This is a genomic window from Pseudomonas sp. NFACC56-3 (assembly GCF_900100025.1).
Lineage (GTDB): Bacteria > Pseudomonadota > Gammaproteobacteria > Pseudomonadales > Pseudomonadaceae > Aquipseudomonas > Aquipseudomonas fluorescens_AA.
Map to the genome: position 1 here is coordinate 338350 of NZ_FMTK01000001.1, position 25082 is coordinate 363431.

Annotated in this window: 16 protein-coding genes; 13 read left to right on the plus strand and 3 right to left on the minus strand. The window is 62.6% G+C overall.

Translation table 11 applies throughout. From position 1 onward, the window contains the following. Window positions 1-3 precede the first annotated feature (3 nt). The 6 genes from BLO80_RS01395 (at window position 4) to BLO80_RS01420 (ending at window position 6241) form a co-directional block, all read left to right on the plus strand. Window positions 4-1164: an AMP-binding protein gene (locus tag BLO80_RS01395; protein ID WP_092326266.1), complete on the plus strand. Its 1161-nt coding sequence runs from the start codon at window positions 4-6 to the stop codon at window positions 1162-1164. 13 nt (window positions 1165-1177) lie between these two features. Then, window positions 1178-1960 carry an ABC transporter ATP-binding protein gene (locus BLO80_RS01400; RefSeq protein WP_092326268.1) on the plus strand — a complete coding sequence of 261 codons (783 nt, stop codon included), beginning with the start codon at window positions 1178-1180 and terminating at the stop codon, window positions 1958-1960. A 67-nt stretch (window positions 1961-2027) separates the two neighbouring features. Further along, window positions 2028-2909 (plus strand): branched-chain amino acid ABC transporter permease, encoded by an 882-nt coding sequence (locus tag BLO80_RS01405; protein WP_072410122.1) that lies wholly within the window; start codon window positions 2028-2030, stop codon window positions 2907-2909. A gap of 12 nt (window positions 2910-2921) precedes the next feature. Then, window positions 2922-3989, plus strand: a complete 1068-nt coding sequence (locus BLO80_RS01410; RefSeq protein ID WP_092326270.1) for a branched-chain amino acid ABC transporter permease — start codon at window positions 2922-2924, stop codon at window positions 3987-3989. 72 nt (window positions 3990-4061) lie between these two features. Next, the gene (locus BLO80_RS01415) at window positions 4062-5387 is read left to right on the plus strand and encodes an ABC transporter substrate-binding protein (RefSeq protein WP_060742660.1); all 1326 of its coding nucleotides are present in this window, start codon (window positions 4062-4064) and stop codon (window positions 5385-5387) included. 56 nt (window positions 5388-5443) lie between these two features. Continuing rightward, a complete protein-coding gene (locus BLO80_RS01420; RefSeq protein WP_092326272.1) occupies window positions 5444-6241 on the plus strand; it encodes an ABC transporter ATP-binding protein in 798 nt (265 codons plus the stop codon). Here BLO80_RS01420 and BLO80_RS01425 read toward each other — a convergent pair. Then, entirely contained in the window at window positions 6233-7336 is a 1104-nt protein-coding gene (locus BLO80_RS01425) for a sigma-54 interaction domain-containing protein (protein WP_092326274.1), read from the minus strand. The genes BLO80_RS01420 and BLO80_RS01425 overlap by 9 nt on opposite strands. Window positions 7337-7653: 317 nt before the next feature. Between BLO80_RS01425 and BLO80_RS01430 the strand changes: the two genes are divergently transcribed. From BLO80_RS01430 to BLO80_RS01440, 3 genes are all read left to right on the plus strand, one after another. Further along, window positions 7654-8916, plus strand: coding sequence for a serine hydrolase domain-containing protein (locus tag BLO80_RS01430; RefSeq protein WP_092326275.1), 1263 nt, complete (start codon window positions 7654-7656; stop codon window positions 8914-8916). Between the two features lie 115 nt (window positions 8917-9031). Next, the gene (locus BLO80_RS01435; protein WP_092326277.1) at window positions 9032-10369 is read left to right on the plus strand and encodes an alginate export family protein; all 1338 of its coding nucleotides are present in this window, start codon (window positions 9032-9034) and stop codon (window positions 10367-10369) included. 39 nt (window positions 10370-10408) lie between these two features. After that, window positions 10409-11512 (plus strand): polyamine ABC transporter substrate-binding protein, encoded by a 1104-nt coding sequence (locus BLO80_RS01440; protein ID WP_092326278.1) that lies wholly within the window; start codon window positions 10409-10411, stop codon window positions 11510-11512. A gap of 51 nt (window positions 11513-11563) precedes the next feature. Here the strand turns inward: BLO80_RS01440 and BLO80_RS01445 are convergent, their stop codons facing one another. After that, a complete protein-coding gene (locus BLO80_RS01445; protein ID WP_072410139.1) occupies window positions 11564-12175 on the minus strand; it encodes a TetR/AcrR family transcriptional regulator in 612 nt (203 codons plus the stop codon). A 504-nt stretch (window positions 12176-12679) separates the two neighbouring features. Here BLO80_RS01445 and gabP point away from each other — a divergent pair. The 4 genes from gabP (at window position 12680) to BLO80_RS01465 (ending at window position 18824) form a co-directional block, all read left to right on the plus strand. Beyond that, window positions 12680-14080, plus strand: coding sequence for a GABA permease (gene gabP / locus BLO80_RS01450; RefSeq protein ID WP_092258975.1), 1401 nt, complete (start codon window positions 12680-12682; stop codon window positions 14078-14080). 307 nt (window positions 14081-14387) lie between these two features. Beyond that, window positions 14388-16109, plus strand: a complete 1722-nt coding sequence (locus BLO80_RS01455) for a type I secretion system permease/ATPase (RefSeq protein WP_092326280.1) — start codon at window positions 14388-14390, stop codon at window positions 16107-16109. Continuing rightward, window positions 16102-17472, plus strand: coding sequence for an HlyD family type I secretion periplasmic adaptor subunit (locus BLO80_RS01460; RefSeq protein WP_092326281.1), 1371 nt, complete (start codon window positions 16102-16104; stop codon window positions 17470-17472). The genes BLO80_RS01455 and BLO80_RS01460 overlap by 8 nt, the downstream gene beginning before the upstream one ends. A 2-nt stretch (window positions 17473-17474) precedes the next feature. Continuing rightward, entirely contained in the window at window positions 17475-18824 is a 1350-nt protein-coding gene (locus BLO80_RS01465) for a TolC family outer membrane protein (protein ID WP_092326283.1), read from the plus strand. Window positions 18825-19031: 207 nt separating this feature from the next. Here the strand turns inward: BLO80_RS01465 and BLO80_RS01470 are convergent, their stop codons facing one another. Next, entirely contained in the window at window positions 19032-24644 is a 5613-nt protein-coding gene (locus BLO80_RS01470; RefSeq protein ID WP_092326284.1) for a putative Ig domain-containing protein, read from the minus strand. Window positions 24645-25082: the final 438 nt, after the last annotated feature.

The following is a 25082-nucleotide window of genomic DNA, read 5'->3' on the forward strand; positions in this document are numbered from 1 at the left end:
AGCATGGGCACGTTCACCGACACCCCCGACGCGGTCCCGGCCAGCTTGCCCCAGTGGTTGCAGCGCCAGGCGCTGGAGCATGGCACGGACGTCGCGCTACGCCACAAGCACCTGGGTGTCTGGCAGGAGCGGACCTGGGCGCACGTGGCCGACGAGGTGCGCCGTTTCGCCAGTGCCCTGCAAACCCGTGGTTTTGCGGCGGGCGCGACCCTGACGATCATCAGTCGACCCAGGCCGCAGGCACTGCTTGCCGCCTTGGCCGCGCAATGGCTGGGCGGCGTGGCGAGTCTGTTCGACCCGCTGGAGACGGCGGCCGAACAGGTGCAACGGCTCGCCACGCTGCAGCCGGGTTTCGTCCTGGTCGAAGGCGTGGAAGAAATGCTGCGTCTGCGTGCGGCGCAGGTGGCCGTGGGGGTGTGGGTCTACCTCGACAAGCGTGGCCTGTCGGATTCGCTGCCATTTGCGCAAGCGCTGGATTACGCCGCGTTAGCTGCCGAGCGGCCAATCGTTGACCTGGCCCCGCAAGGGCAAGCACTGCAAACGGCCTTTGTCTTTTATCGCGGAAGTGGACGGGCGATGGAGGAGCAACGCGTCAGCCACGCCGAACTGTTGCAGGAGGGGCAGCGGTTGTTGGCGCGCGAAGGGCTGGGCCGGCAGGAAGAGGCGCTGGCCGCACGGGCGTTCGCCTCGGGCGGGCAAGCTCGCTATCTGCTGGCGCCCTGGTTGATGGCCGGTTTTCGCCTGAACTTCCCTGAGAACCTGGCGACCCGTGATCGCGACCGTCGCGAGCTGGGCCCGACGCTGGTGGCCGGGACGCGGGAAACCTACGAGCGTTTGCACCGCTATGCGCTGGAACGTTTGCCAGAGCCGGGCAGTGGGTCGCGCCGGCTGGTGGACTGGTCGTTGGCAGCGCAGCCGGGGCTGTTGCAACGGCATCTGGGGGACTGGCTGGTGCGCCGGCCGTTGCGCGACGTGCTGGGGTTTTCCCGCACCCGCGCGCCGCTGCTGGTGGGCGATGCCTTGCCGCCCGAAACCCAGGCTTTTTTCCTGGCATTGGGTATCAAGGTCCGCCAGTGGGACGACGGGGCCCACTGGCAAGCGACGCCGAACCTGGTGCAGCGCACTACCGATGACTGGACGGGCCTCCAGTCGCAACTGGCCTGAGAGGAAACGCCCCATGACCCAGACGGCCATCCCGCATTTGCTGGAGCTGGACCATATTTCGCTGTCATTCAAAGGCGTCAAAGCGGTCACGGACATCAGCTTTCGCGTCGCCGCCGGTGAAATCTGTGCCTTGATCGGCCCCAACGGCGCCGGCAAGAGTTCGCTGCTGAACGTCATCAGCGGCGTGTACCAGGCCCAGGACGGGCACATCCGTTTTGATCGACAGGAGCGGCGCCGGATGCGCCCCCACGACGTGGCGGTTCGCGGCATTGCCCGGACATTCCAGAACATCGCGCTGTTCAAAGGCATGAGCGTGCTCGACAACGTGCTCACCGGACGCAACCTCAAGCGCCGCAGCACCTGGATCGAACAGGCACTGCGCATCGGTCGCGCCCGGGCCGAGGATGACCGTCAGCGCGAAGCGGCCGAGCGCGTCATCGCGTTCCTGCATTTGCAGCCTTGGCGCGACGTCCTGGTGGGTACGCTGCCCTATGGCTTGCAGAAACGGGTGGAGCTGGCCCGTGCGCTGGCGGCGGAGCCTCGGTTGTTGCTGCTGGACGAGCCCATGGCCGGAATGAACGCCGACGAGAAGCAGCAGATGAGCCGCTTTATCGTCGACATCAACCGTGAGCTGGGCACGACGGTGGTGTTGATCGAACACGATATCGGCGTGGTCATGGACATCAGCGACCACGTGGTGGTGCTCGATTACGGTCGCAAGATCGGCGACGGCTCGCCTGAAGACGTACGGCAGAACCCCGAGGTCATTTCGGCCTACCTGGGCACTCGCCACTGATACCGGATATTCGACGCTTTCCCGCCAGGGAGGGCAGGCCAGTTGCGTCCGCAGAATAGGAGCGGCGATGGAATTTTTCTTTGAAGTATTGATTGGCGGGTTGTTGGCGGGGGTGATGTACGCCTTGGTGGCCATCGGTTTCGTGCTGATCTACAAGGCCTCCGGGGTGTTCAATTTTGCTCAGGGCGCGATGGTGCTGTTCTCGGCGCTGACCTTCGTCAGCCTGGTGGAGCGCGGTGTGCCGTTCTGGCTGGCGTTCGTCATCAGCCTGGCGGCCATGGTGCTGATCGCCGTGGCGGTGGAGCGGGTGGTGCTGCGGCCCTTGGTCAACCGTTCGCCGATCACGCTGTTCATGGCCACCCTCGGGCTGTCCTACGTCATCGAAGGTTTCGCCCAGGCACTGTGGGGCGCCCAGGTGCATGGCCTGGAACTGGGTATCAGCGATGAGCCGCTGGAGTTGGGCGGGATGTTGTTGTCGCAGTTCGACATTTTTGCCGCAGTGACCGCGGCGTTCCTGGTGCTGCTGTTGTCCTGGCTGTTCAACAAGACCCGGCTCGGATTGTCGTTGCGGGCGGTGGCCGATGACCCGCTGGCGGCGTTGGCCGTGGGCATTCGTTTGCAGCGGGTCTGGGTGGTGGTGTGGGCAGTGGCGGGGTTTGTCGGGCTGGTCGCCGGCCTGCTCTGGGGCGCGCGCCTGGGCGTGCAGTTCTCGCTTTCGCTGGTGGTGCTCAAGGCCTTGCCGGTGCTGATCATCGGTGGGTTCACCTCCATCAGCGGGGCGATTGTCGGTGGCCTGATCATCGGGGCTTCGGAGAAGCTGGCGGAGGTTTACCTCGGGCCCTTCATCGGCAGTGGCATCGAGAACTGGTTTCCCTACGTGCTGGCGCTGTTGTTTCTGCTGGTGCGTCCGGCGGGGTTGTTTGGCGAACGGGCCATCGAACGGGTTTAGGGGGGAACACTCATGTTTTATCGAGAAGCAGGCCAGTTCAACACCCGCTATGCCCAGGACCGGCGGGTCTTCGCCCTGCGCCAGGACCGTCACGGGCTGGCCGCCTTGTTGCTGTTCGCCTTCGTCGTGGTGCCCTGGCTGGGCAACGACTACTGGTTCAGCGCGATCCTGATTCCGTTCCTGGTGCTGTCCCTGGCCGGGTTGGGGCTCAATTTGCTCACCGGTTATGCCGGGCAACTGTCCCTCGGTTCGGCGGCGTTCATGGCGGTGGGAGCCTTCGCCACCTACAACCTTGAAATACGGGTCGCCGGCTTGCCGTTGTTGGTCAGTATCGCCCTGGGCGGGTTGACGGCGGCGCTGGTGGCGGTGCTGTTCGGCTTGCCGAGCCTGCGCATCAAAGGCTTCTACCTGCTGGTCTCGACCCTGGCGGCGCAGTTCTTCGTGACTTGGGCATTGACCCGGTTCAGTTGGTTTTCCAACAACAGCGCCTCGGGCGTGATCAGTGCGCCACGCCTGGAGGTCTTCGGGGTGAACCTCGACGCGCCGGCCGGCCGCTATCTATTGACCCTGAGCGTGGTGGTAGCGCTGTTCTGGCTGGGCAAGAACCTGGTGCGCAGTGAGTTGGGGCGCAACTGGATGGCGGTGCGCGACATGGACACCGCCGCTGCGATCATCGGTATTCCCCTGGCGAAGACCAAGCTGCTGGCGTTCGCCATCAGTGGATTTTTCCTCGGCGTGGCCGGTGCCCTGTGGGCCTTCGCTTACCTGGGCACCGTGGAGCCCCACGGCTTCGATCTGAACCGGTCGTTCCAGATCCTGTTCATCATCATTATCGGCGGCCTCGGCAGCCTGCTGGGCAACTTCCTCGGCGCGGCTTTCATCGTGCTGTTTCCGGTGTTGCTTTCGAACCTGGTGTCGCTGCTGCCCGGCGGGCTGGTGGACGCCGGCCAGGTGGAGAACCTGCAGAAGATGATATTCGGCGCCCTGATCATCCTGTTCCTGATCAAGGAGCCAGAGGGCCTTGCGCGCCTCTGGCAGAGATTTCGCCAGCGCGCACGGCTGTGGCCGTTGCGCTACTGAGCGAACCGCACAACGCGGGTTTGCAGTTCCATTTTGTTGGCTTATCCATGGCTTCATAACAAGGAAAACTCGATGTTCAAACGATCATTCGCCAGCAGCCTGGCACTGGCCCTGAGCCTCACCGCCGCGGCGTTCACCGTCCAGGCGGACAACGAGCAATACTTCCCGCTGCAAAGCTATCGCGTCGGCCCGTATGCAGCCGGCGGCACCGGTTTTTTCGGCGGCTTCATCGACTACCTCAAGTACGTCAACGCCAATGGCGGCGTGAACGGCGTCAAGCTGACCTGGAGCGAGTGTGAGACCGAATACGTGGTCGAGAAAGGCGTGGAGTGCTACGAACGCCTGAAGAAAGGCTTGAACGGCGCGCCGGCGGCTGCCACCAATCCGCTGTCGGTGGGCATCGCCTACGCCACGCTGGAGCGCTCGACGGCCGACAAACTGCCGCTGATCACCATCAACCATGGGCGCACGGATTCCACCGATGGCAGCGTGTTCCCCTACGTTTTCCCGTTGCAGTTGAACCCGTATTCCGAGGTCTCGGCGATCATCAATTACATCGGCCAGCGCGCCGGCGGGTTGGACAAGCTCAAGGGCTTGAAGATCGTCACCCTGTATCACGGTTCGCCCTATGGCAAGGAAACCAATGAGGTCCTGCAAACCCTGGCCGACAAATACGGTTTTGCGTTGACCTTGCTGGAGGTGCCGCACCCAGGCAACGAGCAGCAGTCGCAGTGGCTGAATATCCGCCGGGAAAAACCCGATTGGGTGATCCTGCGCGGTTGGGGGGTGATGAACCCGGTGGCGCTGAAAACCGCGCAGAAAGTCGGTTTCCCGGCCGACCACATCATCGGCAACATCTGGAGCAACTCCGAAGATGATGCCGCGCCGGCCGGTGCCGCGGCCAAGGGCTTCATCGCCATCACCACGCACCCTTCAGGTACTGATTTCCCGGTGTTGCAGGGCATCAAGCAGCAAGTGGTCGACGCTGGCCATGGCGACCTGGCCGATCCCAAGCGGTTCGGCACCGTGTACTACAACCTCGGCGTGGTCAACGGCATCCTCAACGTAGAAGCGCTGCGCATTGCCCAGCAGAAATTCGGCAAGCAACCCCTGACGGGTGAGCAGGTGCGTTGGGGCTTCGAGAACCTCAAGCTCGACGACGCCCGGCTCAAGGAACTGGGGGCGTTGGGCCTGGTGCAGCCGTTGCAATTGTCCTGCTCGGACCATGAAGGCGGCGGTGCGGTGCGTTTCCAGCAATGGGACGGTACCCAGTGGAAGCTGATCAGTGACTGGGTGCAGGCCGACCGCGCCCTGTTGCGGCCGATCATCGAAGCGTCTTCGCACCAGTACGCCCGGGAAAAAGGCATTACCCCGCGTGATTGCAGCAAGGAATCCTGAGGCTTCGCGGCAACCGGGCGCACGCGTCCGGTCGCTGTCTGAAAAGGCGAAACAGCATGGCGACGAACGTGCCGATCCTGCAGATCGACGATATTGAAGTGTTCTACGAACAGACCATCCTGGCGGTGCGCAGTGTGTCGCTGGAGGTGGAAAAAGGGCAGGTCGTGGTGCTGCTGGGCGCCAATGGCGCGGGTAAAAGCACCACGCTGAAGGCGGCCTCCAACCTGGTGCGCGCCGAACGGGGCGAGGTAGTGCGGGGGCGGATTGTCTACCAGGGGCAAGACGTGACCCGCAGCGCGCCTCACACCTTGGCGGCGAGCGGCCTGGTGCAAGTGCTGGAAGGTCGGCATTGCTTTGCCCAGTTGACCGTGGAGGAAAACCTGCTAGCCGGTGCCCTAGCGCGCCAGGTGCCGCGGCGCCAATTGCTGGCTGACCTGGAATTGGTCTATGGCCATTTCCCCCGGCTGAAACTGCGGCGCAAAAGCCTGGCCGGCTACACCTCGGGCGGTGAGCAACAGATGATCGCGATAGGCCGCGCGCTGATGGCCAGGCCGCAACTGGTCTTGCTGGACGAACCGTCGATGGGCCTGGCGCCGCAGATCGTCGAGGAAATCTTCGAGATCGTCCGGCAACTCAATCAGCGTGATGGTGTGAGCTTCTTGATCGCCGAGCAGAACATCAATGTCGCCCTGCGTTACGCCCACCATGGCTACGTGTTGGAAAGCGGTCGGGTGGTCAGCGAAGGCAGCGCCGAACAACTGGCGGCCCGCAGCGATCTCCAGGACTTCTACCTGGGTGCGCGGGCCGGGGCGAGGGCTGAGGAGCCCTTGAGCGTCGGGGCGCGATCAAGTTGAAAGATTGACCACCTGGCCGTCCCGCGTGCTGAGCGTGGGACGGCGTTTGTTGACCACCAGTTCGCCAATCCTGATTAGCAACGTGCGGGTGACGTTGCGACTCAGGCCCAGCAGGCTGGCGGTGTGAACCTGATTGCAATTGGCGTATCGGTAGGCGGTGCGTAACAACTCGGCCTCGACCTTTTCATACACATCGCCATGCTCCTGCTCGAGCAGTTTCTCGAAGGCTTTCTGCAAGAGTTCCTCCGCACTTTGAGGGGCTGCTGGCGGTGGGTTGTCCTGGCGCTCGATACGAAAGTTCGACAGGTGCAGGTCCTGCACACCAATCACTTTGTCGCGGCAAATCAGCAGCGTGTGGTGGATGACGTTTTCCAGTTCGCGGATGTTCCCCGGCCAGGAATAGTCGAGCAACTTGCGTTGCGCCTGAGCATCCAGCGTCACCTCGCCGTGGCCGAGCCTGTGGCTGTACTGCGCGATGAAGTGGCGTATCAGCGGCAGGATGTCGCCGGGACGTTCGCGCAGCGGCTTGAGCGCCAGGCTGACCACGTTCAGGCGGTAATAGAGGTCTTCGCGAAAGTGCCCGGCATTGATGGCTTTTTCCAGCTGTACGTTGGTGGCCGCCAATACACGCACATCGATCTTGATGCTCTTGCGCGAACCGAGTCGAACCACTTCCCGCTCCTGCAATACCCGGAGCAACTTGACCTGGATCGGCAGCGGCAAATCACCGATTTCATCGAGGAACAGGGTGCCGCCATCGGCTTCCTCGAACCAGCCGGCCTTGGCCGTCAACGCGCCGGTAAAGGCGCCTTTTTCATGGCCGAACAGCTCGGCCTCCACCAGGGTCTCGGAAAACGCCCCGCAGTTGACCGCAACGAACGGCTTGTGGCGACGGGCGCTGAGGTTGTGCACGTGGCGCGCCACCAGTTCCTTGCCGGTGCCGGTCTGGCCGATGATCAATACGCTGGCATCACTGGGCGCTACTTGTTGCAGGTGTTCCAGCAAGGCGCGGGAGGTGGGGTCTTCGAAGACCTGGGCCGTGGCACGAATCGAGGTGGCCAGGCCGGGGGAGGGAGGTAGCGTTAGAAGCTGCATGACGGTGGCCCGTTAATGAGATTGCCGTGACGGAAGGTGGGTGAGCGCCAACGCTCCTTGATGGCATCACCGCGGGAAGCCATTGGGCTTAAGACTTAATCTAAATGATCTAAAAAAATGATAATAAATAACTTTAAGTTATTTGCTTAGGACTGGGCCGACGGTAAGAGCCAAGCCTGCTCCCACGGGCACGGCGGGTCAGGACATTCAGATCGGCAAGCAATGTCGGTAAAAAGTTTTATTGACTAAAAAATTACATCGAGTAATTATTCTCCTGCATCTGCTTCCACGCAGAGTCATTTCGCAGGGGCAACCCAATGAATCAGAACACCGTGCCTTCACTGGCCAGTCTCTACGTCGAGACTCACGAGTCGCCCTCCGACGCACGCCTGGCGCCTTCACTCATGCAAGGCTTTCCCGCCGAACCCCAGCGCCGCGTCACCTGGCACAACTGGATGAGCCCGCCGTACAGCCAATGGGGCTTTCGCAACCTGGCGCGCTTGCGTCCTTCCATCGATGTGCGGGCCGGGGCCGGGCCGGTCAGCGCGTTCAAGCAGGCACTCCAGCCGCTGGATGAGCTGCACTTCGACAGCGAGTGTGGCTTGAGCATCAGTGTGATCGACCACCTGATCGCCAGCCAGACCGATGGGTTTCTGGTCCTCAAGGGCGACACCGTGCTGTTCGAGCGCTACTTCAATGGCCAGTGCCCCCAGGACCGGCACATCATGTTTTCGGTGACCAAGTCGCTGATCGGTGCCCTGGGCGAGCAACTGGTTTGCGAAGGCCTGTTGGACCCGACGCTGCCGGCCGCCCATTACGTACCGGAACTGACGGGCAGCGCGTTCGGCGATGCGACCGTGCGCCAGCTGTTCGACATGGCCGTGGCCGTCGATTACAGCGAGGTCTATGAGGACCCGGATTCAGAGAGTTCCCAATACGGCTACGCCTGCGGTTTCCAGCCGGCGCCAGCGCAGTACACGACGTTCGAATCCCTGTACCAGTACTTGCCGTCATTGAGAAAACGCGGCAATCACGGCGGTTTTTTCCATTACGTGACGGCCACCACCGAGGCGCTGGCCTGGGTCATGGAGCGGGCGTCTGGCAAGGCCTGTCATCAATTGCTGCAGGAGGTCTGGAGCCAGTTGGGCTGTGAACGTGACGGCTACTTTCTGGCCGATCCCTGGGGCCGCAGCGTGGCCGGTGCCGGGTTCAGCGCGACCTTGCGTGACATGGCGCGCTTCGGCCGCCTGCTGGCCAACGATGGCCGCCAGCAGGGGAGGCAGTTGCTCTCGGCCGAGGCGCTCGCCGGCATCGCCGCTGGAGCCGACCCCGCCATCTATGCCGCCTGCGCCGACTTTTCGAGCTGGACCCCTGGCGCGTCCTACCGCAGCCAGTGGTATGTCTTCAACGACCACAGCCAGGCGCTCATGGCCGGTGGCATCCATGGCCAATACCTGTTCATCGACAAACCGTCCGGCGTGGTGATCGTCAAGCAGTCGTCCCTGGGCGACGCCGTCAGCCCCTTCGACGGCGACAGCGTGCGCATGCTGCGTGCCATCGCGGCGCAACTGACGCCCTGACTTCATCCGATAACCACAAGAGTTTCGTTCCGCTCACCCGGCCCAGCCAGGTGTTGGCGCGGGTTTGCGCCGCCATTCACTGCCCTGTAACAACAATAATCAACAGGAGCTCCATATGGTTTCCATGATGCGTTTGTCCCGAACGTTCCTCGTGCTCGGGTTACCCTTGACCGCCCAGGCTGCCTGGGCGGGCTACACCTTCGAGGAGGGCAATCTCAAGGGCGAGGTCAACTTAACGGCCGGTGGCGCGGTCCTGTCCACCCGCAACGTCAATTTTGGCGGCGGCGTGGTGGACATGCGCAGCGGCAAGAATCGCGGCACGAAAATCGACTGGCAGGAGTTCTACGTCAAGCCGGGCGTCAAGTTGGAGTATGCCGTGCAGCCGGATTTCAGCCTGCTGGCCGGCGGCTCCCTGGTGGGGGCGACCACCTTCGGTGATGGCGATGCCGGTGGCTTCACCCGCAGTTCCGACGGCAAGGTGTCGACCGAAGAGTTCTATGGCGGTTTCCGCGCCGGGGAGTGGACGGTCACGGGCGGTCGCCAGAACTACATGATCGGCAACGGTTTCATCGTGATGGATGGCAACCTCGACCAGTTGAACGACGGCGCCTATTGGCTCGCCCCACGCACCGCCTTCAAGGATTCGGCGGTGGTCGCCTGGGACCATGGCGCATTGAAGGTCCAGGGCTTCAGCCTGGGGACCGACAGCGACCTGGGGGACTTCCGCATGAGCGGGGTGAACCTGGACTACAACCTCGACGACCAGGTGACGCTGGGCGCCACCGCATTGAAGGTCAAGGCCATGGGCCCCAAGGGCAGTACCTTGCCGCGGCGCCGTGATGGCATGTTGGTGTATAACGTCAGGGCCTTGAACGCCAGGCATCCGGCTATCCCGGACCTGACCCTCAATGCCGAATATGCCCTGGAACGGGGTAGCGGCGAAGGCGTGGACTACGATGCCAAGGCCTGGTATGGCCAGGCGGACTACACCTTCAGCACGCTGCCGTTGACCCCGGTGATCGGCTACCGTTATGCGAGTTTTTCCGGCGACGACAACCTCACCGACAACCGACAGAAAGCCTGGGATCCGTTGAGCAAGGGCTTCGTCGACTGGAGCACCTGGCTGATCGGCGATGTCGTCGGCAACTACCTGATGTTCAACAGCAACGAAAACGTCCAGCAGTTCTCCCTCAAGACCCACCTCAACGAAACCCTCACCCTCGGTGCGATCCACTATCAGTTCTGGCTCGACGAAAAAAACTACATGGGCACCGCCGTCAGCGACCGGCGTTTTGCCGACGAGAGTGTCGTCTTCCTGGATTGGGCGCCGTCGAAGTCGTTGTCCACCTCGCTGTCGTATAACTGGGTCAAGCCCATGGCGGCGGCCAAACAGGTCTTCGGCGACGACCGGAAATTCAGCGCGCTGGAACTCTACTTCACCTACCGCTATTAAGTGCCGCGAGCCTTCGCGGCCGCGCTGGAGTGTTTGATCATGAACATGCTTTTGCGCAACACCTTGCTGGGCGCTGTCGTTTCGATGCTGGTCAGTGGCGCGAGCCTGGCCGAAGAGCGGACAGTGCGGATCTACAACTGGATCGAGTACCTGCCGCCTGAAATCCTCAAGAGTTTCGAAGAGGAAACCGGCATCCGTCCCATCTATGACGTCTTCGACAGTGTCGAGACATTGGAGTCCAAGCTGCTGACCGGCAACTCCGGGTATGACGTGGTCTACCCGAGCAGCACCAACGTCAGTCACCTGATTGCCGCCGGCGCCGTCGAACCCCTGGACCGCAGCCAGTTGTCGAACTGGCAGCACCTGGACCCCGAGTTCATGAAGTCCCTGGAGGCGGTGGGCGATCCGGGCAACCGCTATGCAGCGCCGTACCTGTGGGGCACGACCCTGATCGGCTACAACGTCGACAAGGTGCGCCAGGTATTGGGTGCCGATGTGCAGATGAACACCTGGGATATCCTTTTCAAGGAAGAGAACATGGCCAAGCTGGCCAGTTGTGGCGTCGGTCTGCTGGACGCCGCCAACGAGATCGTGCCCATTGCCTTGCACTACGAAGGGCTGGACCCCAACAGCCAGAAACGTGAGGACTACGCAAAGGCGCAGGCGGCCATGCTCAAGGTCCGGCCTTACATCACCTACTTCAATTCGTCACGCTATGGCATGGACCTGGCCAACGGTGAGATCTGCGTAGGGGTGGGTTGGTCCGGTGGGGTGGCCCTGGCCAAGCGACTGGCCGAAGACGCAGGGAAGGGGGTCAAGGTGGAAATGGTGCTGCCCAAGGAAGGTGCGCCGATGTGGTCGGACGTGATGATGGTCCCCGCCAACGCCCCTCATGCCAAGGAAGCCTACGCATTCATCAATTACATCTTGCGTCCGGATGTCATCGCGCGGATCAGCAACAAGATCGGTTATCCCAACCCGAACAAGGACGCCACGGCGTTGGTCAATGCCGACATTCGCAACAACCCCGCCATGTATGTGCCGGACGAGGCGCGCAAGACCCTGTTCGCCCTGGAGCCGGTGCCGGCCGCCGTGGAGCGGATCCGCACCCGCACCTGGATCGGCATCAAGACCCATCACTGATCAGCGTGACCCGGCGCTGCGGCGCCGGGTTCGTATCAGTGGGGGCCTCCCTCAGGCGCGCATGCCCAGGAAGAGCAATTCGGTGATTCGCCGGACCTGGGTGGAGTGTGCCTCGATATCCGGTTGTTCCTGGTTGACCAGCCTGAACAGCTGCAAGTGCGAATAGTCGTTCAACAGGAACGCGGCGAGGTCGACGTCCAGGTCGGCGCGTAATTTGCCGGCCTGTTGCAATTCCCTGATCAGCCCACTGATTTCGGCCCTGAGCGCATCGTTCATGGCGCGATACCCCTCGGGCAGCCCGTTATCGCCACCAAACAGGATCAGCGGCAGCAACTCGCGCCACAGGCTCGGGTGCATGACCTCCAGTGCGTAACCGGTCAACAGCCGCTCCAGATAACACAGCGCTTGGACCGGGTCCTCGATTTCAGGCATCCGGCTGCGGGTGTCCGTGAGCGCGCGCTGGTCGGCGTCGTGCAGGATTTCCAGGATGATCTCCTGCTTGTTGCCGAAGTACTTGAACACCGTGGGAGCCGATACGCCGGCCTGGCTGGCGATCTGTTCGATGGTGGTGTTCTGGAAACCCTGGCGCTCGAACAGTTCGACCGCCGCCTTGCTGATGGCTTGCCGGCGTTCGGCTTTTTGACGTTCACGCAGTCCGCTCACGGGAGGGGTCCTTGTCGTAAAGAAGAGGTTGAAGACCTCGGCGCACCAATCCTGTGGGAGCGAGCTTGCTCGCGATAGCAGTGGATCAGCCGCATTCAAGTCGACTGAAACACCGCCATCGCGAGCAAGCTCGCTCCCACAGGTTTGCGGTTAGCGACAGGCCGGGCATAGGCATGCAAAATACTTAACCCAGTAAAGTTTTTAAAGGGTTTATTTCGTTGCCGCTCCTCGGCGACTTAGCTGAATGCCACGGTCCAGACGCCTGGCAAGAGGCAAAACGCCATGCCTCCACGTGGCGAAATCAGGCACAGAGATGGCGCGTTCAGGTAGCTGACTCGAGAGGGAAGGCAGGTAACGTGGCGCGACTTTTCACCGCGAGTGCGCACGTTCGCCCAAGGTGGATCAACACAGCCAAACGGTGCCGCTTCCAGGAGGGGCGGGAAAACCAGCACCACCGACTTTCCCTGCGCGCGTCTCAATGTTCGATCACAAGAGAATAAGAAAATGACCAGCCCCAGCTTCAAGGACTCGAACGGCCATCTGGCACAGGGCTTCAAGCCTCGTCACGTCACCATGCTGTCCATCGCCGGAATCATCGGCGCGGGTCTGTTCGTGGGATCGGGCCACGCCATTGCCGCCGCCGGCCCGGCCGTCATGCTGGCCTATCTGTTTTCCGGGCTGTTGGTGGTCCTGGTCATGCGCATGCTGGGTGAGATGGCGGTCGCCAATCCGGACACCGGCTCCTTCTCCACCTATGCCGATCAGGCCATCGGGCGCTGGGCAGGCTTCACCATCGGTTGGCTCTACTGGTGGTTCTGGGTGCTGGTGATTCCCATCGAAGCGTTGGCCGCCGGTCATGTACTCAACCAATGGTTTCCCGCCGTCGATGCCTGGCTGTTTGCCTCGGTGTCGATCGTTCTGCTGGCCGTGACGAATCTGTTCAGCGTGTCGAAATACGGTGAGTTCGAGTTCTGGTTCGCCATGGCCAAGGTCGTGGCGATCATTGGCTTCATCTCCCTGGGTTTCGCGGTGCTGATGGGCTGGATTCCCGAGCGCGAGGCCAGCGGCCTGAGTCGGTTGATGGAGGAGCATGGCGGGTTCGCCCCCAACGGCCTGTCGGCGGTGGTGGGCGCGTTCATCACCATCATGTTCAGCTTCATCGGTACGGAGGCGGTGACGATCGCTGCCGCCGAATCCGATAACCCTGCGCAGAACATCGCCAAGGCCACTCGTTCGGTGATCTGGCGTATCGGTGTGTTCTACCTGCTGTCGATCTTCGTGGTCATTTCCGTGGTGCCTTGGAACGATCCGCTCCTGGCTTCAGTCGGTTCCTACCAGCGTGCCCTGGAGCTGATGAACATCCCCCACGCCAAATTCCTGGTGGACGTGGTGGTGCTGATCGCCGTGGCCAGTTGCATGAATTCTTCGATCTACATCGCCTCGCGGATGTTGTATTCCCTGGGGCGCCGTGGCGATGCGCCAAAGGCCTTGAAGGTCACGTCCTCGGCCGGTGTGCCACGGTCGGCGGTGATTGCCAGCACCGTGTTGGGCGCGGGTGTCACTTTATTCAGCTATTTCATGCCCGCCGGCCTGTTCCAATTCCTGCTCGCCAGCTCCGGCGCCATCGCCTTGCTGGTGTACCTGGTGATCGCCATCTCGCAACTGCGCATGCGCCGAATGATGCAACGGCAGAACATCGAGCTGCCTTTTCGCATGTGGCTGTTCCCTTGGCTGACCTGGTTGGTCATCGTGTTCATCTCGGCGGCGCTGGCGGTCATGATGATCACCCCCGAGCACCGCAGCGAAGTCAGCACCACCCTGGGTCTGGCACTGGTCATTTCCTTCATCGGTCTGGCGACATCGCGGCATTCGCCGCAGCCTGAGCGTGTCGCCTCCCTCGGCTAGTCCCGCGTTTTTGCCCTGTTGACGCCACGTTACTGGCGTCAACAAAACCGCCTTTCCAGCCCATTCAAGACGCAAAAACCTCCGTCTTGAAGCGCGGCCCTTCCGCCTGTCACCCACTTGCAAATCCAGCCTGGCGAACCGGCACTAACCCGCGGTCGCGTTGTCAGTAATTGGCGCCTGTAGGGATGAGGATCGTCCCTGGTATCGGCACATCAGCTAGATAGTTTTTTCTCGAGCTCTCTCGATGAAAAGAGCCTCGCGATGGATTGCGTCCTAGACCGACAATTTCTTTTGCAGGCAATTTCCCATGGGGTTTCTACTCGATCCGCGTCATGACATCGATGCTGCCTTACTGAGCTACCGCCGGGTGTTCTGGGCGCTGGCGTTGTTCAGTGGCGTGATCAATCTGCTGGTGCTGGTGCCGTCGCTGTACATGATGCAGGTCTACGACCGGGTCCTGACCAGCCGCAACGAAACCACCTTGTTCATGCTCACCTTGATGGCCCTGGGACTGTTCATGTTCAGTGCCTTGATCGAGTGGGTGCGCGGTGAGGTGATGATCCGTATGAGCGCGGGGCTGGACGATGCCTTGGGCGAGCGGGTCTTCGACGCGGCTTTCGCCCGCAGCCTGCGCGAACACAACGCCAACCCGGCGCAGGTGCTCAGCGACCTGGCGACGTTGCGCCAGTTGATCACCGGGCAAGGTTTGATCGCGTTGCTCGACGCCCCCTGGCTGCCGATCTTCCTGCTGGTGGCGTTCATCTTTCACCCCTGGTTCGGCGTGCTGACGCTGGTGCTTGCCCTGGTGCTGATCGGCTTGGCGCTGTGGGGCGAACTGGCCACGCGCACGCGCCTGGGCGAAGCCAATCGCTTGGGGGTGCAGTCGTCGATCTATGTCAACAGCACGCTGCACAACGCTGAAGTCATCCAGGCCCTGGGCATGCTCGGGCCGTTGCGCCAGCGCTGGAGCCTGTTGCAGCAACGCATCATTGCCGCCCAGGCCCATGCCAGCGACCGCGGCGCGCGCATCACTTCGGCGACGCGTTTCGTGCGGATCTCCGGGCAGTCCCTGGCCTTGGGGTTGGGGGCCTTGCTGGTGCTCGAAGGCCAACTGTCGGCGGGCATGATGATTGCGATGTCGCTGTTGCTGGGGCGAGCCCTGGCGCCCGTGGAAATCGCCATCGGTTCGTGGAAGCAATTCAACGCCGGGCGCCAGAGCTATCAGCGCCTGAGCCAATTGCTGGCCCAGCACCCGCGTGAACGCCTGCGCATGCCGTTGCCACCGCCCAGCGGCGCGGTGCGCCTGGAACAGTTGTATGTCGGCCCGCCGGGGGCTACGCAGCCGATCCTGCGCGGGATCAATTTCAGCCTCGCCAAGGGCGACGTGCTGGCCGTGGTCGGGCCAAGCGCCAGCGGCAAATCGACGCTGGCCCGGGCCCTGGTCGGGGTCTGGCCGGCCATGGGCGGGTCGGTGCGCCTGGACGATGCCGAGATCAGCCAGTGGTCCCACGACGCCCTGGGGCCGCACCTTGGCTACTTGCCCCAGGACATCGAGTTGTTCGACGGCACGGTCGCCGACAACATCGCCCGTTTCGGTGAGCAGGACGCCGACAAAATCATCGCCGCCGGACGGCATGCCGGCATCCACGAAATGATCCTGAGGTTTCCCAAGGGCTACGACACGCCGCTGGGCCCTGGCGGACTTGGCTTGTCCGGTGGGCAAAAACAACGCTTGGGCCTGGCTCGCGCGCTCTATGGGCGGCCGTCGCTGATCGTGCTCGATGAGCCCAACTCCAATCTCGATGACGCCGGCGAGGCGGCGCTGGTCCAGGCGATCAGTGCGCTCAAGGCGGCCGGCAGCACCGTGGTGTTGATCACTCACCGGCCCAGTGTGCTGGCGGTGGTCGATCACATCCTAGTGCTCAAGGACGGGACTCAACAGGCGTTCGGCCCTCGGGACCGAGTGCTCAAGGCATTGATGCCGGGGCCGCGACCGGCCACGGTCAGGGAGGCTGGCAAAGATGCGTGATCTGATCCCAGAGACACACGCTTACAGCGATCAGGGGCTGAGCGTGCGCAACACCTTGGCGCTGCCCAGCGCCAGGACCGATGCCGGGAGTGCGGCGCGTTATGGTGTGGGGTTCCTGGTCCTGACGCTGGGTGCTTTCCTGCTTTGGGCCTGCCTGGCGCCACTCGACCAGGGCGTGGTGGGCAGCGGCACCGTGGTGGTCGCGGGGGAGCGCAAGGCGGTGCAGTCGCTGGTCGGCGGGGTGGTGGAAAAGCTGCTGGTCAGCGATGGCGACCGCGTCACTCAGGGGCAATTGCTCGTGCAACTCAACACGGTGCAGGCGCAGTCGCAACTGGACGTGACCCTGGGCAAGCTGCTCAATGATCGCAGCATCGAGGCGCGCTTGATTGCCGAGCGCCTGGGCAGCGCCGAGATCCAATGGCCCGCGGAGCTGCTGGCGCGTGCCGACGAGCCACGGGTCAAGGCGGCCATGGCGTTGCAGAGCCAGTTGTTCATCACCCGCCGTGCGGAGCTGGGCAGCCGCTTGCAGATCATCGAGCACGAAGCTGCGGCATTGCAGCAACAACTGCTTGGCTACGAAGGCGTCAAGCGCAACTACGACGCGCAGATGCGCTTCCAGCAGCAAGAGCTTGAAGGCCTGCGTGACCTGGCCCGGGAAGGCTACGTTCCGCGCAACAAACTGTTCGAGGCCGAGCGCAATGCGGCCCAGTTGGCGGGGCAGATCGCTTCTGGGGTGGGCGATGTCGGCAGGACCCGGCAGGCAATCAACGAAAGCCGGCTCAAGGCCTTGCAGGCGCAGCAGGAGTTTCGCCGCGATGCCGAAACCCAGCTCAGCGAAGTCTCGGCCGAGGCGGCCGGTTATGCCGATCAGATCCGGGCCTTGCAGTTTGAAGTCGACAACGGTGCGATCCGCGCGCCCGTGGCCGGGCAGGTCATGGACGTGAGCATTCATACGGTCGGCGGCGTTGCGCAGGCCGGCCAGACCCTGATGCAGGTGGTGCCGCTGGATGCGCCGATGGCGATCACCGCCCGCTTCGAGCCGCTGATGGCCAACAAACTGCGCCCGGGCCTGCCGGTCCATGTGCATTTCACCGCGCTGCAACGGGTGGATACACCGACGGTCACCGGCACGGTGACGACGGTGTCGGCGGATCAGTTGATCAATGAGCAGACGCACCAACCGTACTTCTCCGCCAAGGTCGAGATTCCCGCCGAGACCGTCGTCGCGTTGCAGAGCGCCGGCCTGCTGGTGCGCCCCGGCATGCTCGCCGATGTCACGGTGGTGACCGGCGAACGCACCTTGATGAATTACCTGATGAAGCCTTTGCGCGAACGCTTGCTGGCAGCCTTCAAGGAGGAATGAGCATGGTCGACCGTTGTCGCTACCGTTGCCGTGTGTTGCTGGGCCTGTATACCGGTTGGGCGGTGATCAATCCGCTGTGGGCCGCCGAGGGTGGCCTGAGCCTCACCGCCGCCTACGATGCCTCGCGCCTCAACGATCCGACCGTGCAGTCGGCGGCTCACGCTTTTGAAGCTTCGCGCCATGAAGAGGACATCGGTCGTGGTGGTCTCTACCCGCAAGTGTCGCTGACCTCACGCTACGGCTACGGCGGACGTACCGACGGCGGTGACGACAGCACTTACGTCAACAGCAACGATTATCAGGCGAACAACGTCACCCTGGCGGCGCAACAGCCGCTCTATGACAAGGCCCGCTGGGCGGCGTACCAGGAAGGCAAGGCGCGGGGGCAACTGGGTATCCAGGTGTTCGATGTGGCCGGTCAGACCTTGTATGACCGGGTGGCGAAGGGGTATTTCGACGTCGCCCGGGCCGAGAACGAGATCAAGCTGATCCAGCAGCAAAAGGCGGCCATCCATGGCTTGGTCATCCAGAGCAAAAAACTGTACGAGGGTGGCCAGGGCGCGATCACCGATATCGATGAGGCTCAGGCGAGGCTCGACCTGGTGCAAGCCCAGGAGGCTGAAGCCCAGGCGCGCCGCGTGGCCGCCTTGCGAGCCTTGTCCGGGCGGGCCAGCGTGCCCATCGATGACATCCTGCCGATGCGCGAAGAACTGGCCGCCGGTAGCCCGATCCCGCCGGAGCAGGACTTGCCGTACTGGACGGCGATTGCGCGCCAGGCCAGCCCCGAGCTGGCCGCCCGGCTGGCGGCGGTGAAAGTCGCCGAAGCCCAGGCCGACAGTCAACGCGCCGGGCATTACCCAACCCTGTCGTTGACCACTCAATTGACCCGCCGGGAAACCCGTCAATACCAGGAACTCGACCCGCGCCAGGACACCTATTACGTGGGCGTGCAGTTGGACATTCCGCTGTATCGCGGCGGGGCGGTACGGGCCTCGGTGGCCAAGGCCGAAGCACAACTGGCGGGCGCCCAGTCCGACTACGACGTGCAGCGCCAACAACTGGCCGAGGACATCGAGGCTGATTACCTGGGCGTCGTCGCCGGGTTCACCAAGAGCAAGGCCATGCAGCGGGCGGTAGAGTCCAACCAGCGAGCACTGGCGTCGACGGAAAAAGGTTTCCAGGGTGGCGTGCGTTCCACGGTGGATATTCTTGATGCGCAGCAGCGGTTGTTCCAGGCCCGCCGGGACCTGCTCAATACCAAGCTCGACATGCTGCAAAGCTATGTGAGCCTGCACACTCACACTGGTCAGATGAACCGCGCGGTGCTGGAACAGGTGCAAAGCTTGTTCTAGACAGTCCAGGGTTCAAGTTCGCCAAAAAGCTGTCCAGGCCTTGTGCTTGCCTTCAAGTTTTCAGGCTCAGCAGGAGCCTTGTGGGAGCGAGCTTGCTCGCGATAGCGGTGGATCAGTCAACATCCATGCTGGATGTGCTGCCGTCATCGCGAGCAAGCTCGCTCCCACAGTTTGATCTGGGCTCAAGCCCCCTTGTGGGGGCTTGATTCAGGCGGTGAAGTCGCTGGCGTGCAGCTCCTTGACACCCACCAGTTCGAATTCGAACTCGGGAGTGGCGTCGGCGTTGGTACTGCCGGAGAGGATGCCATCGACGAAGCGCAACTGGCCGGTGGCGTTGGTGGCGTCGAAGGCATTGCTGCCGATGAAGGTGAAGGCATCGACAGTGGCGGTCGCCGGGTTGGCGTCCAGGCCGGTGAGGTCCAACTTGTCGAACTCCGCGCTCTTGAAACCGTTGATCACATCGCGCAAAGCCCCGACGCCCATGTCCGACAGCGCACCAAACGCGTAGGTGTCCGCGCCCGTGCCACCGGTGAGGTTGTCGGTGCCCGCGCCGCCGATCAACCGGTCATCGCCCGAACCGCCCACCAACGTATCGTTGCCTGCACCGCCATCCAGGATGTTTCCCGCACTGTTACCGGACAGACTGTCGGCATAGGCGCTTCCCGTCAGGTTCTCGATGAATTTCAAGGTATCGAGCCCGGAACCCACCGTGTTTTGTTGCGCAGACGTCGAGAGGTTCACGGTAACGCCGGCCAAGGCTCGCTCGAACGACACCGTATCGCTGCCATCGCGCCCGTCCAGGATGTTGTTGCCGGCGCCGGCGAACAGCGTGTTGTCCAGCGCGTTGCCCGTGCCATTGGCGGTGCCAGTGCTGTCGATATACAGGTTTTCGACATTGTTACCCAAGGTATAGGCGGCCAGGCTGCTGTGCACACTGTCGACGCCTCCCGTCACCGCATTGCTGTTGGTCTCGATCACGCTGTCGTCGGCATTGTCGACAAAGTAACTGTCGTTGCCGTCACCACCACTCATGCTGTCGGCCCCGGCGGCGCCATCGAGCACGTTATGGGCGGCGTTGCCGGTGATGAAGTTACGCCGCTCGTTACCGGTGCCGTCGATCTCCGATATGCCGGTGAGTACCAGGTTTTCGAGGTTGGCGCCCAGGGTCCAACTGACCGAAGCCTGCACGGTGTCGATCTGCGAGGCCGAGGTGTTGGTTTCCACCACACTGTCGAACGCGTTGTCGACCACGTAGATGTCGTTGCCATCGCCGCCGGTCATGGTGTCGGCGCCCAGGTCGCCATTGATCGTGTCGTTGCCCGAGCTGCCCACCAGGGTATCGTCCTGGTCGGTGCCGGAAATGTGTCCGCCCTGGTTCTGGGCGTTGTCGAAAATGTCCTGCACGCTGTTGTTGTCGTTGGGATTGCCGTGGAAGCCCAGGTCATCGGCGATGTAGTCGGCCAGGCGCTGGCCGACGATTTCCGCCGATTCTTCGTGCAGGTGCCAGACGTCGTCGGGATACACCAGCGGATCGACTTCGTAGCGCAAGGGCAGGTCGGTGTAGTCCACCGCCAGCTTGACGTCGGCGCGTTCGGCGGCCATGGCCTCCTGGGCGGCGCGGACATAACCGACGCCTTCGACGATGGAGGCAATCTTTTCTTCCGAGTAACCCCGGGCCCGCGCCGCGTCCTGCTCGTAGTGCCCGGTCTCCATCATGTACACACTGAAGTTGCCGAACTGGGCGTGCAGGTAATCGAACACTTTCAAGGTTGCAGCCTTGTAGGCCGCTGCCGCCGCGGCCTTGTCCGTGGCGCGGGCGATTTCCTGGGCGGCTTCCTCGCCCTGGCCCCAGATGATACCCATGGTGACGTTGTCGATCGACTGCAGTTCGGTGCGCTGGTCGCGCAGCAACGTCACCGCCCGCAACAGTGCCGGCCCGGGTTGGTTGGTGTCCGTCAGCCACCAGCACAGTTGGAGTTCCTCGGGGCTGAGTGTGGACAGGCCGTTGACCGTGCTGCCGCCGACCGCGATGTCGATACCGTTGCCATCGGCATCGGTGAACTGGCTGCGCACGTCGTAGGTGGTGTAGCGGTTCAAGTCATTGACCAGCATCGAGGTGCCGGATTGGTCGTCGTCCTCGGTCATGCGCAGCAGGCGCGCATTGGATTGGCCGAGGGTGGGCAGGTAGAGAATGTCCTGCTGGGCACGTTCGCCGAAGACGAAGTCGTTGGCGGTGAGGGTGTTGAGGTAGTTGCCGTTGAGGGCGATCTCGAAGCGATTGCCATCGGCGTCGGCCTCGGCGGACTTGACGTAGGTCTTGTCGCCGGCCGCGTTCAGGGTCATGTACAACGTGCCGTTGCTGCCATCGCCTAGGCCGAGAAAGCCCAGCCCCGAGACGTCGATTTTGTCGACGCCAACGGTGAAGTCATAAATCGTGTCGGTGGCCGTGACACCACCGGTGTCGTAGTCGCGGTAGCTGTCGGACAGGTTGCTGTAGCGAAACGTGTCGGCGCCATCGCCACCGTACAACGAGTCCCGTCCGGCACCGCCGTCGACGATGTCCGCGCCTGTGCCGGCCTTGATCGTATCGTTGCCGCCGAGGCCGAGGATCAGGTCCGCCCCTGTCGTGCCGTTGAGGGTTTCGGCATTGTTGGTGCCGGTAATGGTGTTGGCGGGTGCATCGGCCACCACCAGGCTGAAGTTGTCGCTGACCGAGGCGCCCGAGGGATCGGTGGCCTTGACCAGTATGTCGTAGTTGCCCGCAGCGGTGCTGGTTGGCGTGCCGCTGAAGGTCAGGCTGGTGGCATTGAAGCTCAGCCAGGCGGGCAGGGCGTTGCCGTTGGCGAGGGTCGCGGTATAGGTCAGCACATCCTGGTTGGCGTCGGTGAAACTGTTGCTCGCCACGGTGTATTTGAAGGGCGTGCTTTCACTGGCGTTCTGGTCCAGGAGGGGGGTGGCCACGACCGGGGCCACGTTGCTGGGGTTGGTCTGGTCGGCGAAGACGAAGTGATTGGCGGTCAGGCTGCTGACGAAGTTGCCCGCCATCGAGATCTCGAACCGGTTGCCGTTGGCGTCGACCGTGAGGTCCTTGAGGTAGGTGCGGTTGGTCGACGAACTGTAAGTGACTTGCAGAGTGCCGTTGAGCCCGTTGCCCAGGCCGGTATAGCCGAGGGCCGACACATCGATCTTGTCGGCGGCCACGTCGAAGTCGAGGATCTGGTCACTGGCGCTGGTGGAGCTCGTGCGGTAGCTATCGAGTTTCGAGGTGTAGCGGAACACATCGGCTCCGGTGCCACCGGTAAGCTTGTCGACCCCGGTGCCACCGACCAGGATGTCGTTGCCGGCGCCGCCATTGAGGGTGTCGTTGCCCGCGCCACCGAACAGTTGCTCATTGGCCGCGGTGCCGGTCAGGGTGTCGTTGTTCGGCGTGCCATTGATCACAATGGCTGTAGGGACGTCCTGCACGGCGAGCGTAAAACTGTCACTGACGGTGGCGTTGCTGCCATCGGTGGCCGTGACCTGGATCGAGTAGGTGCCCGACGCGGTGTCGGGAGGCGTGCCGTTGAAGGTGCGAGTGGCGGCATCGAAGGTCAGCCAACTGGGCAGGGGGTCGCCGTTGGCGAGCTTGGCGGTGTAGCTCAGGCTGTCGTTATCCGGATCGGTGAAGCTGGTGGCCGGCACCACGTAGCTGAACGGGGTGTTTTCGGTGGCGTTCTGATCCACCAGCGGCGTAGCCAGCACGGGCGCCTGGTTGGTCGGCGACGTGGTGGCGAAGACGAAGTTGGCGCTGGTCAGGGTGTTGAGGTAATTACCGTCCAGTGCCACTTCGAAGCGGTTGCCATTGGCGTCGGCTTCCAGGGATTTGATGTAGGTCTTGGTGCCGGCGCTGTTGAGCACCAGGTACACGGTGTTGTTCTTGCCATCCCCCAGGCCGGTGAAACCCATGGCCGAGAGGTCGATCTTGTCGGCGCTGACGTTGAAGTCGGTGATCAGGTCGCCCAGGTTGGCGCCGCCGGTGTTGTAGTTGCGGTAGCTGTCTAAGCGATTGGCGAACACAAAGGTATCCGCCCCAGCGCCACCGGTGAGGGTGTCCATGCCGGCACCGCCGTCGAGCTTGTCATCGCCAGCGCCGCCACTGAGGCTGTCATTGCCCGCCAGGCCGAGCAAGGTGTCGGCCGCATCGCTGCCCAACAGCGAGTCGCTGCCGCTGGTGCCGGTGATCACCCGGTTGAAGATGAAGTTGCTGGCGGTCAGGGTACTGGCGAGGTTGCCCGAGAGGATCAGCTCGAAACGATTGCCGCTGGCATCGGCGTCGAAGTCCTTGATGTAGGTGCGGTCGCTGCTGGCGTTGTAGCTGACTTGCAAGGTGCCGCCACGGCCGTTGCCCAGGCCGGTGAAACCGAGGCCGGCGAGGTCGATCTTGTCCTGGGTGACGTCGAAGTCGGTGATGGTGTCATCGAAGCTGGTGGTCGCGTTGCGGTAACTGTCGGACTGGGCGACGAACCGGAACGTATCGGCGCCGGTGCCGCCGGTGAGTTTGTCGACGCCCGCGCCACCGACGAGGATATCGCCACCGGCCGCGCCATTGATGGTGTCGTTGCCCGCGCCGCCATAGAAAATCTCGCTGGCGGCGCTGCCGAGCAGGGTGTCGTTGCCGGGCGTGCCTTGTACGGTGGTCATGGGTACGGTGGCGCTGACGTAGCTGCCGTCGCCATAGACCAGCGTGGCACCCTTGCTGGTGTGGCTGATGGTGTTGGCGATGATGGCGTTGCGGTCGGTGCCGTCTTCATTGCGCTCTGCAACACCGTAAGTCGACAGGTCGCTGCCGCTGATGATGTTGCCCTGGATGAGGTTATCGCTGCCGTTGAAGTACTTGCCGGACACGCCCAGGGTGTCGTCATAGGACTGGATGATGATTTCCGGTACGGCACTGCCCAGGGCGTTGTTGTTGAGGGTGTTATCGATGACGTCGACGTGGTTGCTGCCGTAGATGCGGATCCCGGCGCTGGTGTTGTCATGGATGTCGACGCCCGTGACGGTCACTTCGCTGGAGAGCTTGATCAGCACCCCTTCGGCACCGTTGCCGTACACCTCGCCGCCGGTGATGGTGATGTTGCTGGGCGAGGGAATGTCCTCGCTGCCGCGCTGGACCACGATGCCATTGCCGCCGTTGTCGTAGGCGACGTTATTGGTCAGGGTGAAATCGTGGGTGCTGGTGACGACGTTGAAACCGTGGCGGTCGTTGTTGTAGGCGATGTTGTTTTCGAAGGTGCTGTCGCTGAGGAAGTCGGCGACGAAGCCGTCCAGGCCGTTGCCGTGGGACACGCTGTTCTTGATGACCATGTTGACGGTTTGCTCGTGGGGGTCGAAACCGTACCCGGAGCAATCCTTGATCTCGACGCTGTCGAGGGTCACGTTGGAGTCGTAGCCTTCTTCGCCGGGAATATAGCCGTTGAACCAGCCGTCGACCTTGCCGGTGGTGCTGTCGCGGTTGCCGTCGATGGTGAGGTTGCTCACGCCGAAATCGTGGGTTTCCTCGCCATAGGCCGAGCGGATGATGCCGGTGATCTTGGTGTCGGACCCATCGGCCAGCTTGACCGTGGTGTCGCCCATGCCATCGCCGTACAGGTAGACGTTGCTCTTGAGCATCAGGCAGCCATCGGAAGGTTCTTCACCACCGGAAACGATGTAGGTGCCGGTGGGCATGTACACCTGCCCACCGCCGGCCGCAGCCGCTGCATCGATCGCACTCTGGATAGCTGCCGTGTCGTCTGTGATGCCATCTCCTTTGGCGCCAAAATTTTGTACGTTGAAAATCATGAGCTTATCTCCGTATCAGGCTTAAACCTCGGTAGACGTCAACATTCCATCGACGACCTTCGTGTTATGACCCAACGGAGCGCAAAAGTTGTGACCGCATATCGGGGAAAGTGTCAAAAAGCCGGACTAACTGATCAGCGGTTGTGTGGAGTGTGCGCAAGAGCAACGTTTCGTTGACGCTTTCTCACGCCCGACGCCGCCTACTGTGGGAGCGAGCTTGCTCGCGATAGCGGTGTGTCAGTCCACCTCAATGCAACTGATCCGACGCTATCGCGAGCGAGCTCGCTCCCACAGGGGGTCGTTGGTGTGGCGGACATGCGGTTTCCTTAATTTGGCATCAACCCCCACTCCCGGGGCCGCGGGATGCTGTTCAGCGCGGGCGGCGGCATGTCCCAGGGCCAATTGATGATGCGCAACGTGGCCATGGCGTTCGACGCA

What these genes read in the sequence shown, in the direction of transcription:
- BLO80_RS01395 (WP_092326266.1), top strand. Translation starts at nt 4, where the DNA reads ATGGGCACGTTCACCGACACCCCCGACGCGGTCCCGGCCAGCTTGCCC.
- BLO80_RS01400 (WP_092326268.1), top strand. Translation starts at nt 1,178, where the DNA reads ATGACCCAGACGGCCATCCCGCATTTGCTGGAGCTGGACCATATTTCG.
- BLO80_RS01405 (WP_072410122.1), top strand. Translation starts at nt 2,028, where the DNA reads ATGGAATTTTTCTTTGAAGTATTGATTGGCGGGTTGTTGGCGGGGGTG.
- BLO80_RS01410 (WP_092326270.1), top strand. Translation starts at nt 2,922, where the DNA reads ATGTTTTATCGAGAAGCAGGCCAGTTCAACACCCGCTATGCCCAGGAC.
- BLO80_RS01415 (WP_060742660.1), top strand. Translation starts at nt 4,062, where the DNA reads ATGTTCAAACGATCATTCGCCAGCAGCCTGGCACTGGCCCTGAGCCTC.
- BLO80_RS01420 (WP_092326272.1), top strand. Translation starts at nt 5,444, where the DNA reads ATGGCGACGAACGTGCCGATCCTGCAGATCGACGATATTGAAGTGTTC.
- BLO80_RS01425 (WP_092326274.1), bottom strand. Translation starts at nt 7,336, where the DNA reads ATGCAGCTTCTAACGCTACCTCCCTCCCCCGGCCTGGCCACCTCGATT.
- BLO80_RS01430 (WP_092326275.1), top strand. Translation starts at nt 7,654, where the DNA reads ATGAATCAGAACACCGTGCCTTCACTGGCCAGTCTCTACGTCGAGACT.
- BLO80_RS01435 (WP_092326277.1), top strand. Translation starts at nt 9,032, where the DNA reads ATGGTTTCCATGATGCGTTTGTCCCGAACGTTCCTCGTGCTCGGGTTA.
- BLO80_RS01440 (WP_092326278.1), top strand. Translation starts at nt 10,409, where the DNA reads ATGAACATGCTTTTGCGCAACACCTTGCTGGGCGCTGTCGTTTCGATG.
- gabP (WP_092258975.1), top strand. Translation starts at nt 12,680, where the DNA reads ATGACCAGCCCCAGCTTCAAGGACTCGAACGGCCATCTGGCACAGGGC.
- BLO80_RS01455 (WP_092326280.1), top strand. Translation starts at nt 14,388, where the DNA reads ATGGGGTTTCTACTCGATCCGCGTCATGACATCGATGCTGCCTTACTG.
- BLO80_RS01460 (WP_092326281.1), top strand. Translation starts at nt 16,102, where the DNA reads ATGCGTGATCTGATCCCAGAGACACACGCTTACAGCGATCAGGGGCTG.
- BLO80_RS01465 (WP_092326283.1), top strand. Translation starts at nt 17,475, where the DNA reads ATGGTCGACCGTTGTCGCTACCGTTGCCGTGTGTTGCTGGGCCTGTAT.
- BLO80_RS01470 (WP_092326284.1), bottom strand. Translation starts at nt 24,644, where the DNA reads ATGATTTTCAACGTACAAAATTTTGGCGCCAAAGGAGATGGCATCACA.